At 70.1% G+C, this 12,714-nt stretch carries 11 protein-coding genes; 8 read left to right on the forward strand and 3 right to left on the reverse strand.

All coding sequences use genetic code 11. From position 1 onward, the window contains the following. The first annotated feature begins 57 nt into the window (after window positions 1-57). On the forward strand, window positions 58-2,208 hold the full coding sequence (locus tag AC5JJ2_RS15145; RefSeq protein WP_495858926.1) for a hypothetical protein: 2,151 nt from the start codon (window positions 58-60) through the stop codon (window positions 2,206-2,208). A 227-nt stretch (window positions 2,209-2,435) separates the two neighbouring features. Here AC5JJ2_RS15145 and AC5JJ2_RS15150 read toward each other — a convergent pair whose 3' ends face one another. After that, window positions 2,436-4,019 carry a S41 family peptidase gene (locus AC5JJ2_RS15150; protein WP_495858842.1) on the reverse strand — a complete coding sequence of 528 codons (1,584 nt, stop codon included), beginning with the start codon at window positions 4,017-4,019 and terminating at the stop codon, window positions 2,436-2,438. Window positions 4,020-4,199: 180 nt separating this feature from the next. Between AC5JJ2_RS15150 and AC5JJ2_RS15155 the strand changes: the two genes are divergently transcribed. Both AC5JJ2_RS15155 and AC5JJ2_RS15160 read left to right on the forward strand, forming a co-directional pair. Further along, window positions 4,200-4,859, forward strand: coding sequence for a histidine phosphatase family protein (locus AC5JJ2_RS15155; protein ID WP_495858843.1), 660 nt, complete (start codon window positions 4,200-4,202; stop codon window positions 4,857-4,859). A 123-nt stretch (window positions 4,860-4,982) separates the two neighbouring features. Beyond that, window positions 4,983-5,738, forward strand: coding sequence for a sensor histidine kinase (locus tag AC5JJ2_RS15160; RefSeq protein WP_495858844.1), 756 nt, complete (start codon window positions 4,983-4,985; stop codon window positions 5,736-5,738). A gap of 129 nt (window positions 5,739-5,867) precedes the next feature. Here AC5JJ2_RS15160 and AC5JJ2_RS15165 read toward each other — a convergent pair whose 3' ends face one another. Next, complete coding sequence (locus AC5JJ2_RS15165) at window positions 5,868-6,464, reverse strand: hypothetical protein (RefSeq protein WP_495858845.1); 597 nt, start codon at window positions 6,462-6,464, stop codon at window positions 5,868-5,870. Between the two features lie 139 nt (window positions 6,465-6,603). Here AC5JJ2_RS15165 and AC5JJ2_RS15170 point away from each other — a divergent pair, with 139 nt between their 5' ends. After that, a complete protein-coding gene (locus AC5JJ2_RS15170; protein ID WP_495858846.1) occupies window positions 6,604-8,370 on the forward strand; it encodes an NHL repeat-containing protein in 1,767 nt (588 codons plus the stop codon). 1 nt (window position 8,371) lies between these two features. Here AC5JJ2_RS15170 and AC5JJ2_RS15175 read toward each other — a convergent pair whose 3' ends face one another. Continuing rightward, the gene (locus tag AC5JJ2_RS15175; RefSeq protein WP_495858847.1) at window positions 8,372-10,045 is read right to left on the reverse strand and encodes a glycosyltransferase family protein; all 1,674 of its coding nucleotides are present in this window, start codon (window positions 10,043-10,045) and stop codon (window positions 8,372-8,374) included. A 197-nt stretch (window positions 10,046-10,242) separates the two neighbouring features. Here AC5JJ2_RS15175 and lipB point away from each other — a divergent pair, with 197 nt between their 5' ends. Genes lipB through tmk form a run of 4 tightly spaced genes read left to right on the forward strand, consistent with a single transcriptional unit; the run spans window position 10,243 to window position 12,713 of the window. Then, the gene (lipB, locus tag AC5JJ2_RS15180; protein ID WP_495858848.1) at window positions 10,243-10,974 is read left to right on the forward strand and encodes a lipoyl(octanoyl) transferase LipB; all 732 of its coding nucleotides are present in this window, start codon (window positions 10,243-10,245) and stop codon (window positions 10,972-10,974) included. After that, complete coding sequence (gene lipA / locus AC5JJ2_RS15185; RefSeq protein WP_495858849.1) at window positions 10,952-11,830, forward strand: lipoyl synthase; 879 nt, start codon at window positions 10,952-10,954, stop codon at window positions 11,828-11,830. The genes lipB and lipA overlap by 23 nt, the downstream gene beginning before the upstream one ends. Then, the gene (locus tag AC5JJ2_RS15190) at window positions 11,827-12,069 is read left to right on the forward strand and encodes a lipoyl domain-containing protein (RefSeq protein WP_495858850.1); all 243 of its coding nucleotides are present in this window, start codon (window positions 11,827-11,829) and stop codon (window positions 12,067-12,069) included. Before lipA ends, AC5JJ2_RS15190 begins: the two co-directional genes overlap by 4 nt. Then, window positions 12,069-12,713, forward strand: a complete 645-nt coding sequence (tmk, locus tag AC5JJ2_RS15195; protein WP_495858851.1) for a dTMP kinase — start codon at window positions 12,069-12,071, stop codon at window positions 12,711-12,713. Before AC5JJ2_RS15190 ends, tmk begins: the two co-directional genes overlap by 1 nt. Window position 12,714 lies beyond the last annotated feature (1 nt).

Below are 12,714 nucleotides of genomic sequence, written 5' to 3' on the forward strand. Positions count from 1 at the left end.
GAATACTTTAGAGCATACCGCACCCGTGCGCCGAATGCGACCCGCGAGCCACCCCCCATGTCGTCACCCGGTCCGCCCGTCAGAACGCCCGAGGAGGTGGTCCGGTGGGTGCTGGCGGCGGCCGACCGCCGGACGCAGTTCGAGCGGCTCGGCGAGGCGGCCCGAATCTTCCACACGTCGGCCGCGGTACTGACCGTGTTCAACCGGCTGGCCACCGCGAAGGACGGCCGCCGGCTGGCGCTGACGTTCACCGCCCGGATGCCGACGCCGATGCCGGCCGGGCTGATCCTCCTTTCCGCCCCCCTGTTGCAATCGCGGGACGTGGGCATCCACCTGCGGGTGAACGTCGCCGGCCGGCTGATCGACGCGATGCCGGACCGGATCGAGTCGATCGGCCCGATCGTCCGCGCCCTCACGGCCGGGCTGGGCCGGGTCCGCACGCTGGAGCGGCTGGTCCAACTGCAATCGCGGGTCGAGAAGTCGGAAGTCATCGACACCCTCGTCGCCGACGCGGAGCGGACGACGAAGCTGAAGTGCCCGAAGTGTTCGGCGAAGTTGACCCGGCCGGCGCTCATCAAGCACCTGTGGAAGAAGCACCGGCTCGTGTACGAGCACGGCGGGGCGCGGGAGCCGGGGCCGGTGGTCGAGCGGGCCGTCGAGGAGTTCGCGAGGGACCGGGAGCCGGAGCAGATCGATCGCGTCTACGCCGTGACGGAGCAGCTCTACGCCGAGGCGGAGCCGCGGCAGATTCACCAGGCGATCCTCTCGCGGCTCGGCGGCCAGCACGACGACGCGGAGTTACTCCGCAAGGAAGCGGCGGAGGCCGAGGCCGGGTTGTGCCCGTCGTGCTACTCGATGGTCCCGCCGTCCGTGCCGCCGCTGCTTCCGCCGCTGGCTTTGGCGAGCGGCCGGTTGCTCGGCGAGGGGTACGCCGTCGAGGCGCAGCGGCGGCGGGTGGCGATCACGTACCCGGACGGGTCGGTGGACCGCGTGCCGGACCCGAACGACCGGTCCGGCACGCGGGAGTTCGCCGCGAAGGTCGGGGCCGGGGTCGCGGCGGCGGCGCTCGTGTTCGCGGCGGCGATGCCGCGGGACGCGGTGAAGCCGCTGCTCCCCACGGTGGCGCTGTCGCTCCTGAGCATCGGCGCATACACCGGCCTGCTCTACCGCGAGCGGAAGGTTCCGAAGCCGGACGCGCGGGCGCTCGACGCCGCGTGGGCGGAACTCGCCCCGGGCATCGGCCGGTCGCCGCGGGCGATCCGCTTCTTGACGCGGCTCTGCCGGAGCAGCCTCGGCGTCGGCACGGTCGAGGAGCGGTCGAAGGCCGTGTGGGAACTCGTCGAACACGCGGCCGTCCTCGCCGAGAAGGGGCCGCCGCAGACACAGCTCCTCGCGGCCGTGCGGCTGTTGCAGGCCCACGACTCGGCCCGCATCGGCAAGGAGTGGGTGAACCAGCTCCTCGCCGCGTGGGAGCCGTTCCTTCGCGGCGAGGTGACGCCGGTGTACGCGGAGGCGGTCGCCGAGATGCTGCTCGACTCGCCGCTCTTCTCGGACCGCGACGCCGCCCGGCTGCGGGTACAACTGCCGGTCGCGGCGTTCGACGCGGGCCTCTCCCCCGCCGGGCTGAACGCGCTCGCCGAGCGCTGCCCGAACTTCGGCCGCGTGCTGGCCGGCAACTCCGACTGGTTCGACCTGCTCTACGAGTTGTGGCGGATGAAATCGACGCGGCCGTGGGAGACTGTTGCGGGCGCGGCGCAGAGCGTCCTCGACCTGACGAAGAAGGGGGGCGGGATCAAGGCGTTGCTCGCCTACCCGGACACGCTGCTCGTCGGCGAGTTCGACCCGCCGTTCGACAAGGAACTGGGCGACATCCTCATCGGCCGCCGCGGGGTGACGCTCGGCGACTTCACGACGGCGGACGCGGACGCCGAGGTGACGACGGAGACGACGCGGAAGGGGACGAACGTGCTCGTCTTTGGCCAACACCGCATCGCGACGGAGCGGAAAATACCGGACAAGGTGGTTCGCGTCCTGAAGGGCTGGCTGAAGTTCCGGGCCGAGCGGCTGATGCCGGCCGCGGGCCGGTCGGCGGCGGCCGCGGTCCCGGAGCGAGTGCAGCAGTTGTTGGCCCCGCTCGCCGTGGAGTGCCCGATGTGCCGGACGCGGGCGTTCGTGACGGTCGGGCAGATCGGGACGGTGGTTCAGTAGGTCGGCCGAGCCGAGGCCGACCACCTCCCCGCCTCCGCGACATTAACGCATTTCAACGGCGAGCGTCGCGGCGTGAGCGCGACGTGGCAATACATTACCCAGCCACCATCGCGGAATCGACGGCTGCCGACACGCTTTACCCCGTCGCGCGCACACCGCGACGCTCGCCGTTGCGTTGTCCCGAAGGTCCCCGCGGCGGGCAGGTGGTCGGCCTCGGCTCGGCCGACCTACTTTTTCTTCCCCATCCACCCCTTGAACAACTTCAGCGCCAGCGCCCGTTGCGAGTCGGTCAGCGGGTCGTCGAGCGGCACCGCGTTCCGCTCTCCGGCCGGGCGGGTCGTTTGCTGTTCGTGCCAGTCCCGGAGCTTCCTCGACAGGTCGCCGGTCATCGGAACCTCGAACCCCGCGTCCGGCCGCACGCCCCAGTCGTCGAGCGGGCCAAGGTTCTCGTGCCGGTGGCGGTTCTTGCCGGACGGCAGGTCGATCCGCCCGGACGTGACGCGATACCGCAGCCCGACCACGCTCGTGCCCACCGACGTGTAAAACAGCCCGCGGCCCGGCGTCCGCTGGCCGATCACCAGGCCCCGCTTGTGGTCCTTCACCGCCGCGGCCAGCGCCTCCCCGCCGCCGAACGTCTCGCCGTTCACGAGTACCGCCAGCGGCAGCCGCCGCCACAGGTCATCGACGCTGTGGGCCGGCAGCCGCGGCAACTGCTCGGCGGACCGCTTCGGGTCCGCCCACGTCACCTTCGCGATGGGTTGGTCGTCGCGGAAGAACACGCCCGCCGTCCGCCCGCCGGACTGCAGCGACCCCCCCGGCGTCCACCGCAGATCGACGAGCAGCCCGGCCGGGTTGTCCTTCGCGATCTCGTTCAGTGCGCGGACCAGTGCCTGCGGCGTCTCGTCGTCGAAGACGCTCAGCCGCAGGTACGCTACGCGGTCGGCCTTATTCGGGAAGTAGTCCCACGTCCCGTTCGGCCGCCGCTTGTAGCCGAAGACGGATTCGCGCGGCAACTCCTCGACGAGGGCCTTCGGAATCTCCAGAGCGACGGTCAGTTCCCTCCCCTCGCGGCGGACGCCGAGTCGGAGTTTCTGGCCGAGGGCCTTACCCACGTCCGGCTGGTTCTGCCCGGTCAACGGCACGAGCAGCGGGGGAAGCAGGTACGAGGTCGTGCGGGGCGTGACGGCGACGCCGTCGATGCTGACGATCTCGTCCCCGGCCCGGAGGTCGGCCTGCGCCGCCGCGAGGCCGGGCGTGAGCCGCTTCACCTTCCACGGCAGCGGGACCGGCGGCGGGACCGTCCACCCGGACGTGGGGCCCGTTTCCACCCGGTACTCCATCCAGTCGATCGGCTTGATGTCGTCCAGCTCGATCCCGCCGAGCAGTTCCTGGTCACTCATCGAGAACGGGCCGTTGTGCGCCAGCGACAGGACGCACGACGGGTCGAGGGCTTTCGCCAGGCCGTTGGTGCTGTGGATGTACGCGCGGATGCCGTCCAGTTCCGGGTCCGCCCCGGCGAGTTGGCGGGCGAGTTTGAACGCCGCGTAAGTGTCGAGTACGTCATCGCTCAAGTTTTGGAGTTGCGCCGGCGGCGTGCGGTTGACGGCGCGGAACAGGCCGTCAATGGCGGCCTCGACGAGGGCGCGGCGGCCGACCTTCTTTAGGGACCGCTCGATGACCCCCGGCAGGATCGCGGCCATGCGGTCGGCGTACTGCCCGGCGGCCGCGTCCGTGACGGGGGCAACCTTCGGGGCTTGCTTCGGCGGCGCGGTCGGGGCGGCGAGGGCGAGCAGCAACAGTGTGGCGGACATGGGAATCCTTCGTCGCCGTGGGGCGGACCCGGCCCGTATTCTAACCGCTCGACCGTAATGCGAGCCACAGACAACCGGACACGACTTGTGGAACCCGGAGCGGAAGCGATGGGGTGTCGGTCGCACACCCCATCGCTTCCGCTCCGGGTTCCAAAGAATGCAACCTCGGAGCCGACCCCGATGACCAACACCCGCGTGTGGCTGACCCGCCACGCCGAGTCCGCCGACCCGACCGTGTTCCACGGCGCGGAGTCCGACATCCTGCTGAGTGAACACGGCGAGCGGCAGGCGGAGGCCGCGGCCGCGTGGTTCCGCGAATTCCGGCCGACGGTCGTGGTCTCGTCCGCGATGCGGCGGGCCGTCGCGACGGCGAAGCCCGTCGCGGAGTTGGCCGGCGTGCCACACGTCATTGTGCCGGCGTTCCACGAGCGGCGGATCGGCGCGATGTGCGGGGCGGCGTTCTCCCTGACCGAGGGGCCGTGGGCGGAGACGCTGGCCGAGTGGACGCGGGGGAACACGCGGTTCACGACCGCCGGCGCGGAGTCGTTCGACGACCTCGCCGAGCGGCTGGTGACGGCCTGGGACCGCACGATCCGGGAACACGCGGGTGGGCGGATCGTGCTGGTCACGCACGGCGTCGTGTGCAAGGTGCTGTTGTTGTCGGTCCTGGAAGGCTGGTGGGCGACGCGGTGGAACGAACTGGGGCGGGTCGAGAACCTCGCGACCTCGGAGTTGGTCCACGACGGCCGGGCGTGGCGGGCCGAGCGGACGTTGATCGTGCCGGACCCGGTTCGCGCCCTTCGCCAGGTTCCCGCCGCCGGGCCGAAGTCGGAGGCGTGATTCGCTCAAGTCGGCCGCGGACTTGCCCCCCGATGTGCAATTCGTGAAAGGGATGAAGAGGTCTCGCCCGCGCAACCGATACGGTTTACCAGCGACCTGCTTCGGACCTCGGGGAACCACTTCATGACGAGCCAAGAAGTCTTGAATCCGACGACCGAGATGGACGCATTACGGCAGCAGCTGCTCCAGGCCCAGCGGCTGAGCAGCGTCGGCGAGCTGACCTCCAGCGTGGCCCACGAGTTCAACAACATCCTGACGACGATCCTGAACTACGCGAAGATGGGCCTCCGCGGCCAGGACCCGGCCGCCCAGACGCAGGCGTTCGAGCGCATCCTCCGCGGCGGCCAGCGGGCGGCCACCATCGTCAACAGCATGTTGGGGTTCGCCCGGAACAACGCCACCCAACGCGACACGACCGACCTGGTGAAGCTGGTGGAAGACGTGCTCGTGCTGACCGAGAAGGACCTGAGCAAGCACCGGATTCAGATCGAGAAGCGGTTCCACGGGCGGCCGACGGCGATGGCGGTGGCGGGGCAAATTGAGCAGATTCTGGTGAACCTCGTCATCAACGCAAGGCAGGCGATGCCGAACGGCGGGCGGCTGCGGATCGAGGTCCGCGACCTGCCGGACGGCGAGACGGCCGAGATCAAACTGGCGGACACCGGCGTCGGCATCCCGCCGGAGAACCTGCGGCAAATCTTCGAGCCGTTCTTCACGACGAAGCAGCCGGACGAGTACGGCCGCGGCGGGACCGGGCTGGGCCTGAGCGTTTGCCGGCAGATCATCGAACAGCACCACGGCCGCATCCGCGTCGAGAGTGTGGTCGGCAAGGGGTCGGCGTTCACGATCAAGCTGCCGAAGCGAGCGGAAGAGTTGTAGGGGCGATCTATCCTGGGACCGCGGGCGTCCCGCCCGCCCACCTGCACGGTCGCGGAAACCTGTCTTCCGCGGCTGGGGCCGTGGCGGGCGGGACGCCCGCGGTCCCAGGGAGGGGCGAAAACCCAAGCCTCACTTCCGGCACGCGCTGCATTCCTGGATGCGGCGCAGAATCACCTGCTCGAATGCGTAGTCGCGGCCGGCGGGAATCCACTGGCGGTCGGCCGACGATTCCGTGCCGATCACCTCGTTCCGCCGGTCCACCGTCGCCGTCTCCTGGAACACCGCCGCCCCGCCGACCGCCCGGCTCGGCCGCTCCTGGTCGAGCAGCTCCCGCCACACCTCGACGTACACCTTGTACCCGCCGCGGTCCCCGGCGGACACCGTCACCTTCGCCGTGTTCCGCACCGTCTGCAGCGTCGCGATCAGCCGCTCCCGCTTGTCCGGGGAGCCGTGCTTCCACGGCTGCTCGAACCCCGGCGTGACCCGCGGCAGCGTCTCCACGTACCCGGCGTACCGGGACGGGGCCTTCAGCTCGAAGTAGTCGTCGAGCACGTCGATCACCCGCTCCCACACCTCGGCGTAGCTCTCCGCGTCCGGCGTGCCGGGGGCCACGATCGTCGGGTTCTCCTGCACCGGCCGGACGTTCAGCGGGTTGTCCAGCGGCGGCACGGACGCGCACCCGGCGGACACGACGGCCAACACCCCCAGGCGTGCGATGCGTAACATGCGACCCCCCGCCGCGAGAACTTCCGCGAACCGGGGGGCTATGACAGGTTCGTAACAACCTGTCAACCTCGGACAAGTGCCTTCCGCCGGATGGGGAAGCCGAATAGACTGGGGGAGAAGTGTCCCCCGGAGTTCCCCCATGCTCGCGTCGCGATTCGCGTTGGCCGGCCTGCTCGTCGCCGTCACCCTGACCGCCAGCCCCGCGCAACTCAAGATCGCGGTCGCGGCCCCCACGGCCAAGAAAAAAGAAGCCCCGCCGGACGACAAGAAGGCGCTCGAGAGCATGAGCCTCTCGGCCGACAAGCCGGACGACATCCTCAAGTACTTCAAGCAGCGGACGCTCAGCGACGCCGACCTGCAGAGCCTGAACGCCGTCATCGCCCGGCTCGGCGACGAGGACTTCGAGAAGCGGCTCGTCGCCAGCGCCGAGTTGGAGAAATTCGGCCCCGGCGCGATCGGGATTCTCCGGAACACGTCGCAGGCGAACCCGGACTTCGAGATCGCGTACCGGGCCGGGGAGGTGCTGAAGAAGATCGAGAAGACGCCGCACGCCGTCGTCGCGTCCGCCGCCGCCCGCGCTCTCGCGTCCTCGAAGCCGGCCGACGCCGCGGCCGTGCTGATCGGCTTCATCCCGATGAGCGACACGAAGCTCGTCGAGCAGGACATCCGACTCGCGCTGGAACAACTCGCCGTCCGCGACGGGAAGCTGAACCCGGCGCTCGTGGCCGCGCTCGCGGACAAGACGCCGCTCCGCCGCAGCGCCGCGGTCACGGCCCTGCTCAAGGGCACGGCCGAGGACAAGGCCCTGTCCGCGGACGCGGCGAAGGCCGTGAAGGCGATGCTGTCCACCGAATCCGACGTTGGAACGCGGTTCGACGGGACGTTCCTTCTGACGACGAAGCTGCGGGACGCGGACGCCGTGCCGCGGATGATCGACCTGCTGCCGGACGTGACCCGCGGCCGCCTCTGGCAGATCGAGGACTACCTCCTGCAACTCGCCGGGAAGGACGCGCCGAAGCCGAAGATGGGGCCGGCGAAGGCCGACCTGGAGAAGGCCCGCGACGAGTGGAAGAAGTGGTGGGACGCCGCGAAGGGAACCCGCGACCTCGCGAAGTTCGAGTACAAGCCGACGACGACCGGCAGCATCCTGCTCCTCAGCGCCGACCAACAGGGGTACGGCAACGGGATTGTCAGCGAGCTGGACGCCGACCTGCAATGGAAGTGGCGGTTCGGCGGCGTCTACTGCCCGGCCGACATCGCCGACCTGCCGAACGGCAACATCCTCGTCCTGGAGCAGAACTACCAGCGGATCATGGAGCGGGACACGCGGGGCAACCAGGTGTTCAACTTCCAGTCGAACAACTACGGCCAGCCGTTCGGGTTCTACCGGGGCGAGGACGGGACCACGCTCGTCACGTTCCAGCGGACGCTCGTGGAGTACGACAAGGAGTGGAAGGAGACGGGCAAGAAGTACACGTCCACGAACTACGACCTCGTCGGCGTCGGGCGGCACGGCAAGGGGCCGGTGTTCGTCCTCGGCCGCGACCAGAACCGGCAGGCCGGCCGCGTCATCAAGCTGGACGAGAACTGGAAGGAAGCCCCGAACCCGGTCACGACCACGTCCCTGGGGTACTACCAGGCGCGGATGGAGGTGCTGCCGGACGAGCGGGTGCTGGTCGTCGAGCAGAACCGCGTCGCGGAATACGACTTCAAGGCCGGGAAGAAGGAGCCGGCGTGGACGGTGAGCGGGAACAACCCGTCGTCCGCCGAGCGGCTGCCGAACGGGAACACGCTGATCGTCGAGCAGGGGAACCGGACGCTCCGCGAGGTGACGCCGAAGGGCGAGACCGTGTGGACGCACACGCCGGCCGACACCCGCATCCCGGTCCGGGCGATCCGGAAGTGAGTCACGGTGCGGCCCGCCGCGGAACCCAATCGGCCGTCACGCGGTAGATACGGACCCGCTGCCGCGGGTGAAACCGGCTGTTGATCGGCGTCCGCCCGCCGTACAGGTTCGGGATCGTCTGGGCGTGAAGAAAATCGTCCCAGACGATCTCCAACTCCTGGACCAGCACGTCCTCCTTCAACTCGACGTTCGCGTCGCCGTGGTGCGGCCGGTAGAAGCCGAACTCGTCCGGATAGACCGGTAACACCAGCCAGTCCCCCGCCCGCAACCGCGACGCGCCGGGTTCGACGAGCTGCATCCCCGCGCGGTCGGCGTAGTATTGGAATCCCCAGTGCCCGACGAAGTACGCCTGCCCCGCCCAGCCGCGGTCCCGCGCGAACGCGGCCGCCTGTTGTGGAATCGCGCGCTCCGGCTGCGCGTCCCAGCAGTCCACGGCCGTCGCCACGCCGCCGAGCGCTAGCCCCGCCGCCAGCGGCCAGGCGATGGCCCGTTCCTTCAGCCGTACCCAAATGCGCAGCGTGACGAGCGCCAGGACGAAGGTTACGCCGATCACCCGCCGCCCGGCCGGGAACGGCGTGAGCGTGAAGTACGCCGACAGTTCGAGCATAAGCCAGCCGAGGAGGAACCACGACGCCAGGCTTCGCCGAACGGCGAACCCCTTCCGCACGACGCCGACGACGGCGAACGCGATTCCGGTCGCGAGGGCTAGCCCGCCGAGGATGGGGAACAGCACCGCGGCGACCGTCAGCGGGTTGCCGCCGGGCTTCGAGTTCGGCGCGATCACGTTCCACCGGCCCGGCGCGAACAGCACCCAAAGTAAAAGGACGCCGACAACCGCCGCGAAGATCGCCGCCACCCGCGGGGAGTGCCGCCGGGCGAGGGCGAGCAGCCCGATCCAACTCGCCGTCAGCCCCAGGTGGGACAGCAGCGGCAAGACGAGCGCGACCTTCTCGGTCAGCCCCGCCCCGGCGGCCTTCCGCGTGGCGTGGAAGACGAAGTGCGACTGCCCGTACTTCCACCACATCGCTACTTCCCACGTCGCGAACAGGCCGACGCCGACCGCGACCGCGGCGGCCGCCGGCAACCAGGCCCGCCGCTGCCACCCGACCATGAGCAGCACGACCGGCAGCCCGAGGACGGAGTATTTCGTCTGTACGGCCAAGCCCAGGCACACCCCGGCGAGGACGAACGCCCGCCACCCGCGGCCGCAGGCGACCAGCGCGACGGCGGCCAGCTGGAGCGCGAGCGCCGGCACGTCGAGCATGAAGTTGAAGAACGGCAGCACCCCCGGCCCGACGACGAGCACGGCGAGCGCGGCCGGGTGGTCCCGGGACACGAACCGCCGGACGAGCGACCGGGCCGCGTAGGCCAGGACCGCGGCGAACGGGAACAGCCACAACTTGAGGAGGAACAGGTGTTCGCCGAACAGGGCGATGCCGGCGGCCAGCCAACACGGGACGACCGGTGGCAGCAGGATCGTCATCGCGGGTTCCGGCCTCTCCCACCAGAACAGGGCGAACCCGTAGGGGTCGAGCGGGTGCTGGCTGACGTGGCGGGCGAACAGGAGGTAGGCAGTGTCGTCGATGACGACCGGCTTGCCGGCGTTCGCGAGCGTGAGGACGAGGGCCAGGGCCAGCGGGTGCGACAGCCGCTCGCAGAACGTCGGGGCGGGCATGGGGGGAACCTTGACTTCCGAAGTCCGGTTTCGACTTCCGAAGTCGAAGCGGCAACAACCCCCGGTTCTCGCGAAAGCTTCCCGCGCGGGATCGACTTCCGAAGTCGAAGCCGGACTTCGGAAGTCGGGTCGCTCGCCTCCGTCGGGATGGTAAAATAGGACCGTCATCCACCAACGTCCCATTCGTAGGAGCCGACGTGCCCGGAAGCGGCGAGAACGCAGTCGATCACCGCGCGGCCGACCCGGCCCTGCGGGTCCACTTCCTGGGGCCGTTGCCCTACGACTCGTTCCTCGCGCTCCAGCGGCGGCTCGCCTATGAAATCGGCGGCGATCCGAGTCTCGCCTCGCTAATCGTTTGCGAACACCCGCCGGGGATCACCGTCGGCCGCGAGGGGAGTCGGCTGCACGTCCGCCCGACGCCGGACGAACTCGCGGCCCGCGAGTGGCGGCTGCGGTGGGTCGCCCGCGGCGGCGGCGTAATGCTCCACCTGCCGGGCCAGGTTTGCGCCTACCCGATCCTGCCGCTGCAAACTTTGAAAAAATCGCCCGCGGAGTACCTCGCCGAGCTGCACCAGTGCGTCGCCGACGTGGTTCGCAAGCACGGCCTGGAACCGCGGATCGAAGCGGCCCGCCCCGGCGTGTGGGTTGGCGACCGGCGGGTTGCGCACGTCGGCGTCGCCGTCCGCGGCGGCGTCACCGCGTTCGGCGCGGTCCTCAACGTCTGCCCGGACCTCGAACTGTTCGACGGCATCGCCTGCGACGGCGACCCGCGGCCGATGACCTCTCTCGAACGCGAGTGCCCGACCCGGGTTCGCCTGTCGAGCGTCCGGCTCGACCTCGCGGAGGCGGTCGCCGCCCGGTTCGGCTACCCTCGACAATCCGTCTTCCACACGCACAACATACTTCATGCGAACGCTCACCCTCGTTGACCGCCCGCCCGCCCGCCGCCTGCCGGAGTGGCTGAAGCGGCCGCTGCCGGTCGGGAACGAGAACTTCTACACCGAGTCGCTGCTCCGCGACCTGAAGCTCGAAACCGTCTGCGAGAACGCCCGCTGCCCGAACCGGCCGGAGTGCTACTCCCGCCGCACGGCCACGTTCATGATCTTGGGGAACGTCTGCACCCGGCCGTGCGGGTTCTGCTCCGTGCCCCGCGGCGAGACGCAGCCGCTGGAGGACGACGAGCCGGCCCGCGTCGCGGAGGCGGCCGAGCGGCTGGGGCTGCGGCACGTCGTCATCACGTCCGTGACGCGGGACGACCTGCCGGACGGCGGGGCGGAACACTTCTACCAGTGTGTCGTTGCCGTGCGGGAACGGACCGGGGCGGCGGTCGAGGTGCTGACCCCCGACTTCCTCGGTGACACGACGGCCATCGACCGCGTGCTGGATTCGCGGCCGGACGTATTCAACCACAACCTCGAAACCGTCCCCCGCCTATACAAGCGGGTCCGCGGGCGGGCCGAGTACCGCCGCAGCCTCGACCTGCTCGAACACGTGAAGAAGCAAGCCCCGGAGATCGTGACGAAGGCGGGCCTGATGCTCGGCCTCGGCGAGACGACGGAGGAACTGTTCGACGTGCTCGCCGACCTGCGGGCCGTCCGGTGCGACGTGCTGACGCTCGGCCAGTACCTCGCGCCGACGCTGAAGCACATCCCGGTCGCGCGGTTCGTGCCGCCGGCGGAGTTCGACGCGCTCGCGGCCCGCGCCCGGCTCCTGGGCTTCCAACAAGTGGTGGCCGGGCCGTTCGTGCGGTCGAGCTACCACGCCGACGAGATGGTGCCGCATTGACCGGGGTTCCGATCGTGCTGCCGGACGTGGGCACGACCGCCTGCCGCCTCGGCCTGTGGCTCGTGCGGCCGGGCGAAGCCGTGAGCGAGGGCGACCGCGTGGCCGAGGTGCTGATCCCCGGCGCGGTCATCGACGTGGCGGCCCCGGCGGACGGCGTGTTCCGCGACAAGTTCGCCCGGCCCGGCGACGCGCTCTCGGCCGGGCAAGCGCTCGGGATCATCGAACCGACGGAGCCGTGATGCCGGACGCGACGTTGCTTTCCCTCGACGGCATCGACGGCACGGGCAAGTCCACCCAGGTGCGGATGCTCGTCGATTGGCTGACGCACCAGCACATCCCGGTGACCGCGTGCGTGGACCCCGGCGGCACGGAACTGGGGGCGAAGCTCCGCGAGATTCTGCTCCACGGCCGAACGACGGCGATGGCCGCGCGGACCGAGGCGCTGCTGTTCATGGCGAGCCGCGCGGAGTTGGTAGCGAGCGTGATCCGCCCCGCCCTGGCCCGCGGCGACGTGGTCGTCTCGGACCGTTACGTGCTGGCGAACGTCGTGTACCAGGGGCACGCCGGCGGCCTCGACCCGGCCGAACTCTGGCGGATCGGCCAGTTCTCGACCGGCGGCCTCCTTCCCGATTTGACGCTCGTTCTCGACCTGCCGCCGGACGCAGCGCGGCAGCGGCGCGGCCGGCCGTCGGACCGGATGGAGAGCCGCGGCGCGGAGTACGACGAGAAGGTCCGCAACGGATTCCTGACGGAAGCACGGGCGAAGCCGGACGCGATCCACGTCATCGACGCATCGCCGGACGCGGACGCCGTTCACGCCGAGGTTCGCAAGCAAGTTGATCGGGTGCTGCTCGCGAAGGGCTACCTGCTGCCCGGAGGGTGAC

The sequence above is a fragment of the Limnoglobus sp. genome, from assembly GCF_059499385.1.

Coding starts and splice junctions, on each gene's coding strand:
- AC5JJ2_RS15145 (WP_495858926.1), top strand. CDS start 58: ATGTCGTCACCCGGTCCGCCCGTCAGAACGCCCGAGGAGGTGGTCCGG.
- AC5JJ2_RS15150 (WP_495858842.1), bottom strand. CDS start 4,019: ATGTCCGCCACACTGTTGCTGCTCGCCCTCGCCGCCCCGACCGCGCCG.
- AC5JJ2_RS15155 (WP_495858843.1), top strand. CDS start 4,200: ATGACCAACACCCGCGTGTGGCTGACCCGCCACGCCGAGTCCGCCGAC.
- AC5JJ2_RS15160 (WP_495858844.1), top strand. CDS start 4,983: ATGACGAGCCAAGAAGTCTTGAATCCGACGACCGAGATGGACGCATTA.
- AC5JJ2_RS15165 (WP_495858845.1), bottom strand. CDS start 6,464: ATGTTACGCATCGCACGCCTGGGGGTGTTGGCCGTCGTGTCCGCCGGG.
- AC5JJ2_RS15170 (WP_495858846.1), top strand. CDS start 6,604: ATGCTCGCGTCGCGATTCGCGTTGGCCGGCCTGCTCGTCGCCGTCACC.
- AC5JJ2_RS15175 (WP_495858847.1), bottom strand. CDS start 10,045: ATGCCCGCCCCGACGTTCTGCGAGCGGCTGTCGCACCCGCTGGCCCTG.
- lipA (WP_495858849.1), top strand. CDS start 10,952: ATGCGAACGCTCACCCTCGTTGACCGCCCGCCCGCCCGCCGCCTGCCG.
- tmk (WP_495858851.1), top strand. CDS start 12,069: ATGCCGGACGCGACGTTGCTTTCCCTCGACGGCATCGACGGCACGGGC.